Here is a 15838-nt window from a genome sequence, read left to right on the forward strand (position 1 = left end):
CCGGCCTCGTACGAGTCCGGGCGCGGCGGTCAGTCCGTGTGGCCGCGGGCGGGGCGCAGGAGGACCTCGGCGAGCGCCAGCATGGTCTCCTCCAGCGCGGCGAGCCGCCGGGCGACGTCGCCCCGGGCCGGTTCCATGGCGCGGGTGACCGCGTCCGAGACGGTCTCGGCGATCTGCTCCCGGTCGGGCCTGCTGCGCACCGCCTCGGCGAGGGGCACGACGGCCCCCGCCGCCAGGGTGAGGTCGGCGTTCATGCCCGCGATCGTGGTGCTCATCTCGTCCACGCCGGCGGCGACGTCCCCGACGCCGGCGCTCAACCCGGCCACCGTCGTGTTCATGCCGTCCACGGTGGCGCCGAGCGCGGTCACCGTGGCGTCCATGCCCTCGACGGCGTGACCGAGACCGGCGACGGTGCCGCGCAGTTCCCCGATGCCGAGATCGGCGGGCAGGCTCCCGACGCGCTCGCCGACCGTCGTTACGCCGCTCTCCACCGCTTCGATCCGGCCTCCGACGGCGTCCAGCCGTTCGACGACGACGGCCTCCAGCCGCTCGGTGCGCTCGGTGAGTGCGGTGAGGGTCTTGTCGATCCGGGTGAAACGCCCGGCGGCGGCCTCCATGCTTCCCTGGACCTTGCCGAGCCGGTGGGTGAAGTCCGCCATGCGGTCGGCGAGGCCCTGGGTCCGGCCGCCGGCCTCGTCGACATGGTCGCGCAGTAGTTCCACATGCTGGGCCAGCCCCTCGGCCCAGGCGGGCGGCCTGACCGCCATGTCGTCGAGCCGCTGAGTGATCGCTTCGAGTGCCGCGCCGAGGCCGCCCAGCTCGCGCTCGCGCACCTCGCGCAGCAGCCACTCCATGCCCTCCAGCCGCTGGCGGATCTCGTCAAGCACGGCGCCCTGCGTTCGCTGCTCGTAGACGTGGTCCTGCGCCGCCCGGGCGAGCAGTTCGCGCATCCGATCGGAGATCGCGGTCTGGCTGCCCGCCTGGAGGAGGTTGTGGCTGGAATGCTCCACCGAGAATGCTCCTTCACTCGCCGAAACGTCGGTTCGGCCCGGTCTCGCGCAGATGAACGAACAGGCGGCATGCCCGACGGCCAACTTTAGGCCCTGGCCCGCGGCCATCAGGCGTGGAATGAGAAAGGCGGTAATTGCCGCTGAATTGCTCCGGTTTCACCCGTCAGTGCTGGTCACGGGCTGGCAAAGCAGGACGAACGGCCGTTCCGCGATGCGAGTGAGCACGATCACCGTGGAATTGTCTCCGGATAGTCGCAGATCCTTGCGCAGTCGTTCGACGTCGACGGCGGACCCGCGCTTCTTGATGGTCACCGTGCCGACGCGCCGCTCGCGTAGTGCCGCTCTCAGCCGCTTGAGCGAGAACGGCATGACGTCGGTCACCTCGTAACGGGACGCCCATTCCGTGCGTACGAGACGGTCGCTCGTGATGTAGGCGATCCGCGGGTCGACGAGGCGGCCCGACACGAGAGCGGCGACCTCGGCGACCAGATGGGCCCGCACCGCGGCGCCGTCGGGTTCGTAGAGGTAACGGCTCACCGGCCCGGTCTCCGCCTCCGCGCCGGACTCCGTGAGCGTGGCCCCGGACGGCAGCAGAGTGGCGCGCCGGCCGCCCGATCCCATCCCGGTCCAGATCGCCGCCTCCTTCACCTCGCCGCGGTACGACACCCACTCGGCCTCGGCGCCCTCCGGGATGAACTCGTACGGGATGCCGGGGGCCACCTTCAGGCAGGCCGCCGGGGCGCGGGCCACCAGGTCGAGCACGACCGGCCAGGTGGGGGAGTAGGCCTTCGGATCGAAGGTCCGTCCGCTCGCGCCTCTCCTGGCGGGGTCGGCGAACAGCAGGTCGTACCCGCCCGGGTCGGCCAGCGCGGCGTCGCCCGTGCGGACCTCGACCGTGGACGACAGGCCGAGCGCCGCCACGTTGGCGCGGGCGATCTCCACGGTCAGCGGGTCGAGATCCACGGCGTTCACGGAGCAGCCCGCCCTCGCGAGGGCGAGGAGATCGCCGCCGATTCCGCAACAGACGTCCAGCACGGCCGGGCCGCCCTCCGACTCCCCGGCGGCCTCCCCGGCGGCCTTCGCGGCGGCCTCTCCGGCGGCGCGGATTCTGGCGGCCTGGATTCTGGCGGCCTGGATTCTGGCGGCGCGGTGTGCGGCGACCTCGGGGCGCGTGGCCTGCTCCAGTCCGTGCGGGGTGAAGTACATGACGGCGGCGTCGGGGCCGAACTTGGCCTCGGCCCGCCGCCGCAGCGACGCCTGGGTGAGCGCCGCCGCCGCCAGGTCCGCCGGGTGGCTCCGGCGCAGCGCGCTCGCGGCGGCCACCGGATCAGCGCCGTCGGCGAGTATCTTCACGGCCTCGTCCAGGGCCCCGTGCCCGGCGGGCGTGAGCAGCGTGCGGAAGGCGTCCAGGTCCACGCCCGCGACGCTATCGGATTCGTCCGTAGTGCTCCGGCTGTGGGCCGGGGAGCGCGACGGGAGCGGGAAGGCCGCGCGAGGGCGTCACGCGGGCCGTGTCCCTCGGTCAGCGGGAGCGGACGTCGCCGAGGGAGGTGAGCAGCTTGCAGAGCAGTCCGGACAGCTGTGCCCGGTCGTCGTCGGTGAGGCCGGACAGCAGCCGCTCCTCGTTGGCCACATGACCCTCCAGCAGCGCGTCGACCACCGTCCGCCCCTCGTCGGTGAGGGTGATCAGGACCATGCGGCGGTTGGAGGGCGAGACCTCCCGGTGCACCAGCCTCTTGGCGACGAGGCGGTCCACCCGGTTGGTGAGCGCAGCCGAGCTGACCATCGCGGCCGTGGCGAGTTCGCTCATGCAGAGCCGATGATCGGGATTGGACCGGAAGAGAGTCGCGAGCACGTCGAACTCCCACGGTTCCAGGTCGTGTCCGGAGAAATACTCCTTGATGCCCTTTTCCAGCAGCCGGGACGCACGGGAGATCCGCCCCGCCACCCCCATCGCCGAGCAGTCCACGTCCGGACGCGCCCGGGCCCACTGGCCGAGTATCTGGTCGACGGCGTCGTCGCCGGCGGTGCCCGTGCGCGTGGTGCCCGTGCCGGTGGGGTTCGTACCGGTGATGTCCGAGCCGGCGGCGTCCCCGCCGGCGGTGTCGTTCGCGAGGGTGTCGTTCATAGCGCGTGCGGCCTGGGTTCTCCGCCGCTCCTCCTCCACCCGCCATCGTAACCGACACTTCGACGTTGAAGTTTTGGCCGGGCATACGTTACCGTCTACGTCGAACAGTAAAACATCAAAGTGTTCGAGGTGGAAAAATGAAGGTGCTGGTGCTCGGCGCGACGGGGTACATCGGCTCGGTGCTGGCGGAGCGCCTCACCGAACGCGGCCACGAGGTCGTCGCGCTCGTCCGTCCGAAGGCCCGCGAGACCGCGGTACCCGGAGAGGTGCGCCACGGCGACATCCACGAACCCGGGACGCTCCGCGCGGCGGTGACGCCGGACATCGACGTCGTCGTGCACGCCGCCAACCCCGTCGGGGACGAGGCGGTGGACGTCGCGGCGATCGAGGCGCTGGCCGGCGGCGGAGCGCGGCTCGTCTACACCAGTGGCGTCTGGGTGCTCGGCGCCACCACCGAGGCGGCGGACGAGGACGCCCCGCTGGACCCCATCCTCGCCTCCCGCTACCGGCCGCGCCTGGAGAGGCTCGTGCTGGACGCCGGCGGCGTCGTCGTCAGGCCCGGCATCGTGTACGGCCGGGGCGCGGGAATCCCCACGCTGCTCGCCTCCCCCGAGGGGGAGGACGGCCGGTACGTCCACGCGGGCGGCCCGGTGCCGACCTGGGCGACCGTGCACGTCGACGACCTGGCGGACCTGCTCGTGCTCGCGATCGAGAAGGCCGGTCCGGGGAGCCTCTTCCACGCCGTCGCCGAGGAGGCGGTGAGCGTCGCGGACGCGGCCGCGGCGGCGGGCCGCACGGGCAGGGCCGTGCCCTGGCCGATCGACGAGGCGAGCGAGGTGCTCGGCCGTCCGTTCGCCGAGGGTCTGGCCCTGAGTCAGGTGGTGAGCGGCGACCTCGCCAGGAAGGTGCTCGGCTGGGAGCCGAGCCGCCCCGGCATCGTCGACGACGTCCGCTCCGGGTCGTACGCCTCCCGCGTCTGACCTGCGATGCCGGTTCGTGTTGACTGTCACGCGCCACTTGCATACTGTTTCGTGTTGGCACTCTCCCATCGAGAGTGCCAATAGCGACGAGACAGGTCTGACACCCGCGACGGCAGGCCGCTGGTCGCCTCTTCAGCTCATTCATCGCAATCTGAAGGGGAGGTCCGATCGTGACGACCGCCACCAAGGTTCCCGTTAAGCCGCTTGGCGACCGCATCGTGGTCCAGCCGCTTGAGGCCGAGCAGACCACCGCCTCCGGCCTGGTCATCCCGGACACCGCCAAGGAGAAGCCGCAGGAGGGCCGCGTCCTCGCTGTGGGTCCGGGCAACTGGGACGAGGACGGCGAGAAGCGCATTCCGCTCGACGTCAAGGAGGGCGACGTCGTCCTCTACAGCAAGTACGGCGGCACCGAGGTCAAGTACGGCGGCGAGGAGTACCTGGTGCTCTCGGCCCGCGACGTGCTCGCCATCATCGAGAAGTAGGCCGCGTCGGCCAGTGGAGCCCCGGGACACGCGCCCGGGGCTCCGCGCGCTCACAAGGAGACCTGAATGCCGAAGATCCTGGAGTTCGAAGAGGACGCGCGGCGCGCTCTCGAGCGTGGTGTCAACGCTCTCGCCGACGCTGTCAAGGTGACCCTCGGCCCGCGCGGCCGCAACGTCGTCATCGACAAGAAGTTCGGTGCCCCGACGATCACGAACGACGGTGTGACCATCGCTCGCGAGGTCGAGCTGGACAAGCCGTACGAGAACCTGGGCGCCCAGCTCGCCAAGGAAGTGGCGACCAAGACCAACGACATCGCGGGTGACGGCACCACCACCGCGACCGTTCTGGCCCAGGCCATGGTCCGCGAGGGCCTGCGCAACGTCGCGGCCGGCGCGCAGCCGCTGGGACTCAAGCGCGGCATCGACAAGGCGGCCCAGGCCGTCAGCGAGCGGCTGCTCGGCAGCGCCCGCCACGTCGAGGACAAGAAGGAGATCGCCAACGTCGCGACGATCTCCGCGCAGGACGCGAAGATCGGCGGCCTGATCGCCGAGGCGTTCGACAAGGTGGGCAAGGACGGTGTCATCACCGTCGAGGAGTCCAACGCGATGGGCCTGGAGCTGGAGTTCACCGAGGGCCTCCAGTTCGACAAGGGCTACCTGTCGCACTACATGGTGACCGACTCCGAGCGCATGGAGGCGGTCCTCGAGGACCCCTACATCCTCATCACGCAGGGCAAGATCGCTTCCATCGCGGACTTCCTGCCGCTGCTGGAGAAGATCGCCCAGAGCAAGCGCCAGCTGCTGGTCATCGCCGAGGACGTCGAGGGCGAGGCCCTGGCCGTCCTGGTGACCAACAAGATCCGCGGCACGTTCACCTCCGTCGCCGTCAAGGCGCCCGGCTTCGGTGACCGCCGCAAGGCCATGCTGCAGGACATCGCGATCCTCACCGGCGGCCAGGTCGTCAGCGAGGAGATCGGCCTCAAGCTGGAGCATGTCGGCCTCGAGGTGCTCGGCACGGCCCGCCGCGTCGTGGTCAACAAGGACACCACCACCATCGTGGACGGCGCCGGCGACGCCCAGGCGATCGAGGACCGCGTCCGCGAGATCAAGGTGGCGATCGAGCAGTCCGACTCCGACTGGGACCGCGAGAAGCTCCAGGAGCGTCTCGCGAAGCTGTCCGGCGGTGTGTGCGTGCTGCGCGTCGGCGCCGCGACCGAGGTGGAGCTGAAGGAGAAGAAGCACCGCCTCGAGGACGCGATCTCCGCGACCCGCGCCGCGATCGAGGAGGGCATCGTCTCCGGCGGTGGCTCCGCGCTCGTGCACGTGTCCAAGGAGCTCGACGACCTGGGCCTGACCGGCGACGAGGCCACCGGCGTCTCGATCGTCCGCAAGGCGCTGGTCGAGCCCGCCCGCTGGATCGCCGAGAACGCGGGCATGGAGGGCTACGTCGTCACCACCAAGATCGCCGCCATGAACGCGGGTGAGGGCCTCAACGCCGCCACCGGTGAGTACGGCGACCTGGTGGCCCAGGGCGTCATCGACCCCGTCAAGGTGACCCGCTCGGCCGTGCAGAACGCCGCGTCCATCGCCGGCATGCTGCTCACCACCGAGGCCCTCGTCGTGGACAAGCCCGAGGAGGAGGCTCCGGCCGCCAACGGCGGTCACGGCCACGGACACGGTCACGGCCACTGATCGAGACCGGGTGGCGGCCGCCGGCCGCTCGTCCCGCAGTACCCCGCGCCCCGCGCCCGCCCGCAAGGGTGGACCGCGGGGCGCTCCGCTTTCCGGGAGAGGGCGCCGGCACGCGAAGCGGAGCCGCGGGCAAAGGGCATCTGATTGGCATACTTCTTTTTCCCTGTCAAGCCATCAGGCGTATATCTCTCGTTTTTGGGCATTCTGGTTGGAATGTTCCAACGGGCGAGTGATCTGATGATTACGGAGCGTTATCTGCGCATCAATGTGACCAATCCGTAGCCGTCAACCATGACGACATGAACGATCGCGGCGGGCATCATGCCTAACGTGACCGAGGGATGCGTCGCCGACGCCGCAACTGGGGTAAGGCTTGCGACGAGATCGGATGAGTCCGACCTCAGGGAACTGACCAGCCTTGCCGTACAGGGAGACCGCACCGCGATCGAATCACTGCTGGGACATCTGCGCCCGATGGTGGTCCGGTACTGCAGGGCCCGACTGGGCAGGGTGTCCGGTCAATACCACATCGCCGACGACGTGGCCCAGGAGGTGTGCATCGCCGTGCTGTCGGCGCTACCGCGCTACCGCGACATGGGCCGCCCGTTCGCCTCGTTCGTCTTCGGCATCGCCTCGCACAAGGTGGCCGACGCCCTGCGGAGTTCGGTCCGCTCGGCGGTGCCGACGCAGGACCTGCCGGACGGGCCTGACGAGGGCCCGGGACCGGAGGAGACGGTGGTCCGCTACATCGAGGCGCAGCACGCCCGGGACCTGCTCTCCCGGCTCCCCGACACGCAGCGCGAGCTCCTCATTCTGCGGGTGATCTCGGGTCTGTCCGCCGAGGAGACGGGTAATGTACTCGGCATGTCACCGGGGGCTGTCCGGGTCGCGCAGCATCGCGCGCTCGCCAGGCTCCGGCAGTTGGCCGAGTTGGAGTCGATTGCGTGACCACGAAACGTCGTCGTACGGCCCGCCACCTGCGGTCGTACGGCGATGCCGATGTGGAGGGCGACGTAATGCGGACGGACGCCGTCCTCGACGCGCTCGCCCGCCGCGAGCCGGTCGGCGGCACGGACGCCGCCGTCCGGTTGCTCGGTGCGCTCGTGGCCGACGTGGACAGTCAGCGGCTCTCTTCCGTGTCGATCACGCCGTCCACGTAGCCCCGGGCGTACTCCCAGCTGACGTAGTCGGCCGGGTCGGGCTGGTAGGCGGGCTCATGGACCTGCGGCCGGCCGTTGTCGATCATCTGGCGCAGGTTGCCGCGCAGCAGGTCCCAGTCGAAGTAGTGCTGTTCGCCGCACTCCGGGCAGTCGAGGACCAGCCCGAGCACGCCCTGGGGTTCGAGCAGGGACCGGAAGACCTCCACGTCGGCGAGATCGGTCAGCGCCTCGTCGCGTTCTGCGAGCGTCAGCGGCTCCACGTCGTCGGGCTCTCCAAGCTCCGCCGCGGGGTCGTCGGGGTCATCCGCGAACGGGTCGCGGGGGACGTCTTCCAGCACGCATCCCACCTTATGACCACGGCCCCCTCCGCCGAGCGAAAGTGCGCCTCATCCGCTCGCCCGGGTGATCCGCGCCACGGGTGTCACAGCCAGCCGCGGCGGGCGGCCTCCACTCCGGCATGGAAACGGGACTGGGCCCTCAGCTCCGACATCGCCTCGGCGAACCTGGCCCGCACCGTGCGTACGGACACCCCGAGGTGACGGGCGATGGCGTCGTCGGACAGGCCGCGCCCGGCCAGGCGCAGCACCTGTAGCACGGTGTTGTGCGGGGAGATCGGCGCGGCCCGGGCCCACAGCTCCTCGAACAGCGTGCGCAGCGCTCCCACGGCCACCGGCGCGTGGACCAGGTAGCAGTTGTAGGAGTGCTCGGGCAGTGGCACGCCCCACTCGGCGGGCAGCCCGGCGGTGCCGTCGCCGAGCGCGAAGAACCAGCTCGGCAGCGCGTCGAGGGTACGCAGCCCCGCGCCCGCCTCGCAGAACCGCGCGCACACCTCACGTACGGCGGGGGTGGACACGGCGTCGAGCGTGACGACCATCCGCACGCGCAGGATGCCGTCGGCGGCGGCCCGGATCCACTGGCCGCCGTACCCGTCCGCGAGCCGGGCCATCGTCCGGAGGTCCGGCACGGCCATGACCAGCTCGGCGGGGGGCGCCTGCAGCGCGAGGCCGATCACGCTCTCGTAGAGCTCGTCGGCGCCGCTCACCGGCTCCACCGAGAACCGCCCGCTGCGCCAGTCGCGGCCGGCGTCGTAGTGATGGGCCAGGCGTCCGGCGGCGGCGAGCACCTCGTCGATCTGGCGGGTCTCCCGCGCCATGCGGTCCAGCCTCTCGGCCACCAGCCGCCCGATCGCCGCGGCCGGATGCCGGGCGAGGAACTCCTCCCGCCGCCGGTTCACCGCGCCGAGCCGTACGAGCCCGTTCAGGGCGTCGAGCACGTCCTCGGCGGGCCGGTCGACCGCCTCGGCCAGCTCGGTCAGCGTGGCACGATGCAGTCGCAGCACGGCCGTGTAGAGGGCCGCCTGGCCGGGGGACAGGCCGAGGCTTTCGAAGGGGTCGGCTTGAGGGGCGGCGTTGCGCGTCGTACTCATGCTCGCTCCGTCGGTGGTCGCACTGGTCGCACAGCGCCGATCTCACTGCGCCCTGTTCGTAGCCCTGTTAGCCCTGTTCGTATCGGTCGCCCCGGTCGCTCTGGTCGCCTTGATCGCCGGTCGCATTGCTTCGCCGGGTGGCTCATTTCATTGGGGAAAACGTTTCCCGTCGTCCGGCCCGCCGACTTCCGCCTCATCTCCGCCTCGCTCCGCGTCGCGAGAATAGCTCGGCTTTTCCGCGCTGTCCGTCCCGTTCGCACATTTGGCACGGCCGAACGTGCCGGCTGTTGTATGGACGTGAAGGTTCGCATTTGTTTCGGTCGAAGTTTCGAAAGAGCGGGAAATGCATCTTTGTGCAGTTGCACGTTACGCCATTGCGCGGGAACCCACCGTGACGCATCCTTGACCCAGCGTTAGCCGGGAAACGCCGCGTCTGCCGGGCGCGGAGGGGGGCTCGACGGGCGTGGCAGGCGCGACGCGGGTAAGTGGGGGGGCCGGAAGCCGGTCCCCCCACTTTTTGTGCCGTCCCTCTTGACAGGTCTGCCGATTGCGGTTTGTGGCGAGCACTAGACTGACCTCGGGTCTGGCGAGGGACCCACGCGCGAGGACCCACGCGTAAGGACCCACAGCGCAGGAGGGGTGCAGCAGATGGCCAAGTTCACCGAGGCGGGGCTCACGTTCGACGACGTGCTTCTCGTTCCCGCGTATTCGGACCTGCAGCCGGGTGACGCCGACACGACGACCCGGCTGTCGCGAAGCATCACGCTGCGTATTCCGCTGGTGTCGGCCGCGATGGACACGGTCACCGAGGCGCGCATGGCGGTCGCCATGGCCCGGCAGGGCGGCATCGGCATACTGCACCGCAACCTCTCCATAGAAGAGCAGGCGCAGCAGGTCGACCTGGTCAAACGGTCGGAGGCGGGGATGGTGACCAACCCCGTGACCTGCTCTCCCGAGGACACCCTCGCCGACGTCGAGCGGCTGTGCGCGACCTACCGGATCTCCGGTGTCCCGGTCACCGACGCGGACGGCGTGCTCGTGGGCATCGTCACCAACCGCGACATGCGGTTCGAGAGCGACCAGAGCAGGGCCGTACGCGACGTCATGACCCCGATGCCGCTGGTGACGGCGCCGGTGGGCGTCGACCGCGACGAGGCGTTCCGGCTGCTGCGGCAGAACAAGGTCGAGAAGCTTCCGCTCGTGGACGAGGCCGGTCGCCTGCAGGGCCTCATCACGGTCAAGGACTTCACCAAGAGCGAGCAGTACCCGATCGCGACCAAGGACGCCGACGGCCGTCTGATGGTCGGCGCGGCGGTGGGCGTCGCGGGCGACGCCGAGGAGCGCGCCATGACGCTGATCGAGGCGGGCGCGGACGTCATCATCGTCGACACCGCGCACGGGCACTCGCGGGGCGTGTGCGACATGATCGCCAAGATCAAGGCGAACGGCCGGGTGGACGTCATCGGCGGCAACGTCGCCACCCGCGCGGGCGCGCAGGCGCTGGTCGACGCGGGCGCAGACGCGGTCAAGGTGGGTGTCGGGCCCGGCTCGATCTGCACCACCCGGGTCGTCGCGGGCGTGGGCGCCCCGCAGCTCACCGCCATCTACGAGGCCGCGCTGGCGTGCGGCCCGGCCGGCGTCCCGGTCATCGGCGACGGCGGCCTGCAGTACTCGGGCGACATCGCGAAGGCGCTGGCCGCCGGGGCCGACACGGTCATGCTCGGTTCGCTGCTGGCCGGCTGCGAGGAGTCGCCCGGTGAGCTGATCTTCATCAACGGCAAGCAGTTCAAGTCGTACCGGGGCATGGGCTCGCTGGGCGCGGTGCGCAACCGCGAGCGCGGCGGTGCGTCGTTCAGCAAGGACAGGTACGCGCAGGCCGAGGTGTCCGGGGAGGACAAGTACATCCCCGAGGGCATCGAGGGCCAGGTGCCCTACCGCGGCCCGGTCGCGGCGGTGGCCCACCAGCTGGTCGGCGGCCTGCGGCAGGGCATGTGGTACACCGGCTCCCGGACGGTCGAGGAGCTGCACGAGAAGGCGCAGCTCATGCCGATCACCGCGGCCGGGCTCAAGGAGAGCCACCCGCATGACATCCAGATGACGGTCGAGGCTCCGAACTACCACGGGCGCTGAGTCGTACCGGAAGAAACGGAAAGAACAGGCGATATGACACAGGTGGAGATCGGGCGCGGCAAGAGCGGGCGGCGTGCCTACGCGCTGGACGAGATCGGCATCGTGCCCTCCCGGCGCACCCGCGACCCGGAGGAGGTGTCGATCTCCTGGCAGATCGACGCCTACCGCTTCGACTCTCCGCTCGTGGCGAGCCCGATGGACAGCGTCGTGTCGCCGCAGACGGCCATCGAGATCGGGCGCCTGGGCGGCCTCGGCGTGCTCGACCTCGAAGGGCTGTGGACCCGCTACGAGGACCCGGCGCCGCTCCTTGACGAGGTCGCCACCCTCGACACAGCGGCCGCGACCGCGCGGCTGCAGGAGATCTACACCGCGCCGATCAAGGACGAGCTGATCGGCCGCCGCATCGAGGAGATCCGCGCGGCCGGTGTCACGACCGCCGTACGGCTGTCGCCGCAGCGCACCGTGCAGCACCACAAGGCCGTGATCGACGCGGGCGTGGACATCTTCGTGATCCGCGGCACGACGGTCTCCGCCGAGCACGTGTCCGGCCGGGCCGAGCCCCTCAACCTGAAGCAGTTCATCTACGAGCTCGACGTCCCGGTGATCGTGGGCGGCTGCGCGACGTACACGGCGGCGCTGCACCTCATGCGGACCGGAGCGGCCGGAGTGCTGGTCGGCTTCGGCGGCGGCGCCTCGCACACCACCCGCAACGTGCTGGGCGTGGTCGTGCCGATGGCCACCGCGATCTCCGACGTGGCCGCGGCCCGCCGCGACTACATGGACGAGTCGGGCGGCCGTTACGTCCACGTCATCGCCGACGGCGGCATGGGCGGCTCCGGCGACATCGCCAAGGCGATCGCCTGCGGCGCCGACGCCGTCATGGTGGGCTCGCCGCTCGCGCGGGCCAGCGAGGCCCCCGGGCGCGGATTCCACTGGGGGTCGGAGGCCCACCACCCCGAGCTGCCGCGCGGCAAGCGGGTCGAGTTCGGCACTATCGGCACGCTGCGGGAGATCCTGCACGGCCCGTCGTCGCTGGCCGACGGCTCGATGAACCTGCTGGGCGCGCTGCGCCGCACGATGGCCACGGCCGGCTACTCCGACCTCAAGGAGTTCCAGCGCGTCGAGGTGGTCGTCGCCCCGCCGCAGCGCTGATCCGTCGCCAGGGAAGGCCGGGCCGCCGGGCCCGGCCTTCGGCTTTCCCGGAGTCAGGGGTGACGGACCCAGGCGCCGCGCTTCATCACGCCGTCGACGTTCAGGTCGTCGTCCAGCACCACGAGGTCGGCGTACTTGCCGACCGCGATCGAGCCGATCTCGCCGTCCAGGCCGAGGACGCGGGCGGGGGTGAGCGAGGCCATCAGCGCCGCGTCCACCAGCGAGCGCCCGACCTCCCGCACGGTGCGGCGGAAGGCCACGTCCATCGTGAGCGTGCTGCCGGCGATCGAGCCGCCGCCGGCGGTGCCTGAGGCGAGCCGGGCCACCCCGTCCACCACGTCGACGGTCATCGGGCCGAGCGGGTAGCGCCCGTCGCCCATGCCCGCCGCCGCCATCGCGTCCGTGATCAGCGCCGTACGGCCCGCGCCCGCGGCGTCCATGGCCAGGCGCAGCATCGCCGGGTGGACGTGGACGCCGTCGTTGATCAGTTCGACGGTCACCCGCTCGTCCTGTAGCAGGGCGGCGATCGGCCCGGGCGCGCGGTGGCCGAGCGGGGGCATCGCGTTGTAGAGGTGGGTGGCCACGGTCGCCCCGGCGTCGATCCCCTCGATCGTCCGCTCGTAGGTGGCGTCGCTGTGGCCCAGCGCGGCGACGACGCCCTCGGAGACGGCGTCCCTGATCACGTCGAGCGCGTTCGGCAGCTCAGGCGCGATCGTCAGCATCCGGACGTGGCCCCGCCCGGCCTTGACCAGCGCGCGGAACTCCGCCACGTCGGGCTCGCGCAGCAGCGTGGGCTCGTGCGCGCCGCAGCGCGATTCGGCGATGTACGGCCCCTCGAAGTGGATGCCGGCGAGCAGGCCCTGCTCGCACAGATCCGCGAGCACGGCGGCGGCCCGTGCGAGCGTGCCGGGCGCGGCGGTGACCAGGCTGGCCACAACGGTGGTCGAGCCGAGCCCGCGGTGGAAGGCGGCGACCGCGGCGGCGGTCTCCGGGTCCCCGTCGGGGAAACTCCCGCCGGCGCCGCCGTGCGTGTGGATGTCGACGAAACCGGGGACGACGGTGCGCCCGCCAAGCCCGAGCCCGTCGCGCGGGGCCCGCCCGCGTCCGATGTGGGTGATCCTGCCGTCCTCGATGGTGAGCCAGCCGTCGTGGACGTCGTCGGGAGTGACGATGCGGGCATCGGAGAGAGTCACGCTCATGCCGCCATCCTTCCGGGTGCGGCGTGTGCCCGCCGCTCCGGGGCCGTCCGGCGGGGGAGGCGGAGCCCGGACGTCAGCGGGTGCGCGGGGTCACCAGGCCGGACTCGTAGGCGTAGATCACGAGCTGGGCGCGGTCACGGGCGTGCAGCTTGGCCATGGCCCGGTTGACATGGGTTTTGGCCGTCATCGGGCTGATCAGCATGTGCTCGGCGATCTGGTCGTTGGACAGGCCCTGGGCGACCAGGGCGACGGCCTCGCGTTCGCGGTTGGTCAGTTCCTCCAGCCCCTTCTCGGTGCCGGCGCGGAGGGGCTGGGCGACGTACCGGTCGATCAGCTTGCGGGTGATCGACGGAGCGAGCAGGGCGTCGCCGCGCGCGGCGACGCGTACGGCGTGCAGGAAGTCTTCCGGCACGATGTCCTTGACGAGGAACCCGGCGGCGCCTGCGCGCAGCGCGTCGAAGACGTACTCGTCCAGACCGTAGTTGGTCAGGATGACGACGTGCACTCCGGCCAGGGCCGGGTCCGCGGAGATGCGCCGGGTCGCCTCGATGCCGTTCACGCCCGGCATCTGAATGTCGACGAGGGCGATGTCGGGCAGGTGCCGCCTGACCAGGGCCAGGCACTCCAGCCCGTCGCCCGCCTCGGCGACCACCTCGATGTCGTCTTCGAGGTCGAGGATCGCGCGGAATCCGCTGCGCAGGAGCGGCTGGTCGTCGGCCAGCAGGACCCGGATCACGACGTCCGCCCCACCGGGAGCTCGGCATGGACGGTGAAGCCGCCCTCGCCGCGCGGCTCCGCACGCAGGCGACCGCCCAGTGCGGTGACGCGTTCGCGCATGCCGAGCAGCCCGACGCCGGGCACGGGCGGGGTGCCGGCCGTGGCCTTTCCGTCGTCGTCTACCCGTATGACCAGCGTGTCGGGACGGTAACCGATCAGGACCGACGCCGTGGTGGCGGAGGCATGCCGGGCGATGTTGGTCAGCGACTCCTGCACGATCCGGTACGCGGTCCGGTCCACCCTGGCCGGCACGTCGTCCCGGTGCCCCTCGATCGTCAGCGTCGCGTCCAGGCCCGTCGTCCGGGCCCGCCGCACCAGTTCGGGGACGTGGTCGAGCCCGTGCGGCGGAGTCGTGGCGTCGTCGCGCAGCACCTCCAGCGTCGCACGCAGCTCCCGGGCCGCCTCACGCCCGGCCTCCCGGATCGCCAGCAGGGCCTCCGGCACCTTTTCCCCCCGCTTGCGGGCCACGTGGACGGCGACCTCCGCCTGCACCTTGATGACCGAGATCTGATGGGTCAGCGAATCGTGCAGCTCCCGTGCGATGTGCAGCCGCTCCTCGTCGGCGCGGCGCCGCGCGGTCTCCTCGCGGGTGCGCTCGGCCTCGTCCGCCCGGCCCTCGGCCTGCCGCAGCGCCTCCCCCGCGGCGCCGGCCGCGATCAGCCAGGCCAGTTCGAGGGCGCCCCGGGCCTGCGCGAGCGCCGCGCCCGTGTCGTGCAGGCCCGCGGCCAGGGCCGCGAGCGGGAGAGCGGCCAGCATCGTCACGCTCGCCGCCACCGTGACGGCGCGGTGCCCCGCCCGCACCGCGGCGTACACCGCGAAGAGGTACGCGACGGCGGGCACGTCGAAACCGGCCGCCTGGTAACCCACCGCGCACAGCCCGGTGACGGCCAGGACGGGGACCGGCGCCCGGCGGCCCGCGGCCAGCGCTAGACCTCCGGCCACCAGCAGCGCGTAGCCGAGCAGGTCGGATTCCGTGGCGGAACTCTGTTTGGACAGCCCGGTCACCAGCAACGCCGCCGCCACGCAGACGGCGATCGCCCAGTCTCTGACGCCGGACAGGCCTGTCCCCATGCGCGCACCTTAGCGGGGATGCCCGGGGGGTCGGCTCCTCCGCACGGACGATGGGCCGCCTACCGCACATGCGGTACTTCGGCGGCTCCTGCGGCGTTCGCGGCAGCCGCCTGCGGCATCGGCGGCAGCGCGAATCACCCGCTCACGCCGGACGACCGGCGGCGGGTCCGGTGGACATGATCAGGCGAAGTCCCGTTCCCGTTCATCGGAGGAGAGGTCACCTCATGCCCGTCCATCACCTGCTCGCCGACGCCGGCGTCGGCGCCTACACCATGACCGCCGGACGTCTCTGGGCCTTGGCGGCCATGCTGCTGGGAGTGGCCGGCGTGGTCGTCGGCGGGCTGGCTCTGGCCCGCTCCGCCGGTCGCATCGGCATCGGCGACGCGAGAAGCGGAGCCCTCGTGACCCTGGTGGCCGGGGCGGCCGGCGCGGTCATCGGCGGGGTGGTCGTCGCCGCCGCAGAAGGCGGTCCCGGCACCGGCTACGGGATCGTCGGGGGCTACATCGCCCTGGTGGTCGGGCTGGGCGCCGTCGTCCTCGGCGGGCTGGCTCTGGCCCGCTCCCGCCGCACCGACTGACCGGCCGGCGGGAGCGCTCGGAGCGCGGTACGGGCGCCCCGATCGCGGAGACC

The 15838-nt window shown here is 71.5% G+C and carries 16 protein-coding genes; 8 read left to right on the plus strand and 8 right to left on the minus strand.

Annotated elements, in window-relative coordinates:
* Window positions 1-29 precede the first annotated feature (29 nt).
* From AB0O28_RS12425 to AB0O28_RS12435, 3 genes are all read right to left on the minus strand, one after another.
* Window positions 30-1010: a hypothetical protein gene (locus AB0O28_RS12425; protein ID WP_363639270.1), complete on the minus strand. Its 981-nt coding sequence runs from the start codon at window positions 1008-1010 to the stop codon at window positions 30-32.
* A gap of 156 nt (window positions 1011-1166) precedes the next feature.
* Window positions 1167-2426 (minus strand): class I SAM-dependent methyltransferase, encoded by a 1260-nt coding sequence (locus AB0O28_RS12430; protein WP_363639272.1) that lies wholly within the window; start codon window positions 2424-2426, stop codon window positions 1167-1169.
* 106 nt (window positions 2427-2532) lie between these two features.
* The gene (locus tag AB0O28_RS12435) at window positions 2533-3138 is read right to left on the minus strand and encodes a MarR family transcriptional regulator (protein ID WP_363639274.1); all 606 of its coding nucleotides are present in this window, start codon (window positions 3136-3138) and stop codon (window positions 2533-2535) included.
* A 137-nt stretch (window positions 3139-3275) separates the two neighbouring features.
* On the opposite strand from AB0O28_RS12435, the gene AB0O28_RS12440 reads away from it, so the two are divergent.
* The 5 genes from AB0O28_RS12440 to AB0O28_RS12460 all read left to right on the plus strand — a co-directional run bounded on the left by AB0O28_RS12440 (window position 3276) and on the right by AB0O28_RS12460 (window position 7452).
* On the plus strand, window positions 3276-4118 hold the full coding sequence (locus tag AB0O28_RS12440; RefSeq protein ID WP_363639276.1) for an NAD-dependent epimerase/dehydratase family protein: 843 nt from the start codon (window positions 3276-3278) through the stop codon (window positions 4116-4118).
* A 167-nt stretch (window positions 4119-4285) separates the two neighbouring features.
* Window positions 4286-4600 carry a co-chaperone GroES gene (gene groES / locus AB0O28_RS12445; protein WP_111699864.1) on the plus strand — a complete coding sequence of 105 codons (315 nt, stop codon included), beginning with the start codon at window positions 4286-4288 and terminating at the stop codon, window positions 4598-4600.
* A gap of 66 nt (window positions 4601-4666) precedes the next feature.
* Entirely contained in the window at window positions 4667-6292 is a 1626-nt protein-coding gene (groL, locus tag AB0O28_RS12450; protein WP_363639278.1) for a chaperonin GroEL, read from the plus strand.
* Window positions 6293-6613: 321 nt separating this feature from the next.
* Entirely contained in the window at window positions 6614-7240 is a 627-nt protein-coding gene (locus AB0O28_RS12455; protein WP_363639280.1) for a sigma-70 family RNA polymerase sigma factor, read from the plus strand.
* The gene (locus AB0O28_RS12460) at window positions 7237-7452 is read left to right on the plus strand and encodes an anti-sigma-D factor RsdA (protein ID WP_346225596.1); all 216 of its coding nucleotides are present in this window, start codon (window positions 7237-7239) and stop codon (window positions 7450-7452) included. The genes AB0O28_RS12455 and AB0O28_RS12460 overlap by 4 nt, the downstream gene beginning before the upstream one ends.
* On the opposite strand, the gene AB0O28_RS12465 is transcribed toward AB0O28_RS12460, so the two are convergent.
* Together AB0O28_RS12465 and AB0O28_RS12470 are read right to left on the minus strand one after the other, a co-directional pair.
* Window positions 7413-7790 carry a DUF5319 family protein gene (locus tag AB0O28_RS12465; protein ID WP_363639282.1) on the minus strand — a complete coding sequence of 126 codons (378 nt, stop codon included), beginning with the start codon at window positions 7788-7790 and terminating at the stop codon, window positions 7413-7415. The two genes, AB0O28_RS12460 and AB0O28_RS12465, sit on opposite strands and share 40 nt — an antisense overlap.
* Window positions 7791-7873: 83 nt before the next feature.
* On the minus strand, window positions 7874-8878 hold the full coding sequence (locus AB0O28_RS12470) for a helix-turn-helix transcriptional regulator (protein ID WP_363639284.1): 1005 nt from the start codon (window positions 8876-8878) through the stop codon (window positions 7874-7876).
* A gap of 648 nt (window positions 8879-9526) precedes the next feature.
* Between AB0O28_RS12470 and guaB the strand changes: the two genes are divergently transcribed.
* Both guaB and AB0O28_RS12480 read left to right on the plus strand, forming a co-directional pair.
* Window positions 9527-11008 (plus strand): IMP dehydrogenase, encoded by a 1482-nt coding sequence (gene guaB / locus AB0O28_RS12475; RefSeq protein WP_363639286.1) that lies wholly within the window; start codon window positions 9527-9529, stop codon window positions 11006-11008.
* A gap of 33 nt (window positions 11009-11041) precedes the next feature.
* Window positions 11042-12160 carry a GuaB3 family IMP dehydrogenase-related protein gene (locus AB0O28_RS12480; protein ID WP_363639288.1) on the plus strand — a complete coding sequence of 373 codons (1119 nt, stop codon included), beginning with the start codon at window positions 11042-11044 and terminating at the stop codon, window positions 12158-12160.
* Window positions 12161-12213: 53 nt separating this feature from the next.
* Here the strand turns inward: AB0O28_RS12480 and nagA are convergent, their stop codons facing one another.
* From nagA to AB0O28_RS12495, 3 genes are all read right to left on the minus strand, one after another.
* Window positions 12214-13359 carry an N-acetylglucosamine-6-phosphate deacetylase gene (nagA, locus tag AB0O28_RS12485; protein WP_363639290.1) on the minus strand — a complete coding sequence of 382 codons (1146 nt, stop codon included), beginning with the start codon at window positions 13357-13359 and terminating at the stop codon, window positions 12214-12216.
* Window positions 13360-13432: 73 nt separating this feature from the next.
* Complete coding sequence (locus AB0O28_RS12490; protein ID WP_363639292.1) at window positions 13433-14095, minus strand: response regulator transcription factor; 663 nt, start codon at window positions 14093-14095, stop codon at window positions 13433-13435.
* Window positions 14092-15207: a histidine kinase gene (locus AB0O28_RS12495; protein WP_363639294.1), complete on the minus strand. Its 1116-nt coding sequence runs from the start codon at window positions 15205-15207 to the stop codon at window positions 14092-14094. Before AB0O28_RS12495 ends, AB0O28_RS12490 begins: the two co-directional genes overlap by 4 nt.
* A gap of 224 nt (window positions 15208-15431) precedes the next feature.
* Here AB0O28_RS12495 and AB0O28_RS12500 point away from each other — a divergent pair, with 224 nt between their 5' ends.
* Window positions 15432-15785, plus strand: a complete 354-nt coding sequence (locus tag AB0O28_RS12500) for a DUF6223 family protein (protein ID WP_363639296.1) — start codon at window positions 15432-15434, stop codon at window positions 15783-15785.
* Window positions 15786-15838 lie beyond the last annotated feature (53 nt).

This window comes from Microbispora sp. NPDC088329, from assembly GCF_040685655.1.
Classification (GTDB): Bacteria; Actinomycetota; Actinomycetes; order Streptosporangiales; family Streptosporangiaceae; genus Microbispora.

Excerpts from the sequence above, each read along its gene's own strand:
- groL (WP_363639278.1), top strand. The coding sequence starts at position 4,667 with ATGCCGAAGATCCTGGAGTTCGAAGAGGACGCGCGGCGCGCTCTCGAG.
- guaB (WP_363639286.1), top strand. The coding sequence starts at position 9,527 with ATGGCCAAGTTCACCGAGGCGGGGCTCACGTTCGACGACGTGCTTCTC.
- AB0O28_RS12440 (WP_363639276.1), top strand. The coding sequence starts at position 3,276 with ATGAAGGTGCTGGTGCTCGGCGCGACGGGGTACATCGGCTCGGTGCTG.
- AB0O28_RS12480 (WP_363639288.1), top strand. The coding sequence starts at position 11,042 with ATGACACAGGTGGAGATCGGGCGCGGCAAGAGCGGGCGGCGTGCCTAC.
- AB0O28_RS12470 (WP_363639284.1), bottom strand. The coding sequence starts at position 8,878 with ATGAGTACGACGCGCAACGCCGCCCCTCAAGCCGACCCCTTCGAAAGC.
- nagA (WP_363639290.1), bottom strand. The coding sequence starts at position 13,359 with ATGAGCGTGACTCTCTCCGATGCCCGCATCGTCACTCCCGACGACGTC.
- AB0O28_RS12455 (WP_363639280.1), top strand. The coding sequence starts at position 6,614 with ATGCCTAACGTGACCGAGGGATGCGTCGCCGACGCCGCAACTGGGGTA.
- AB0O28_RS12500 (WP_363639296.1), top strand. The coding sequence starts at position 15,432 with ATGCCCGTCCATCACCTGCTCGCCGACGCCGGCGTCGGCGCCTACACC.
- AB0O28_RS12435 (WP_363639274.1), bottom strand. The coding sequence starts at position 3,138 with ATGAACGACACCCTCGCGAACGACACCGCCGGCGGGGACGCCGCCGGC.
- AB0O28_RS12495 (WP_363639294.1), bottom strand. The coding sequence starts at position 15,207 with ATGGGGACAGGCCTGTCCGGCGTCAGAGACTGGGCGATCGCCGTCTGC.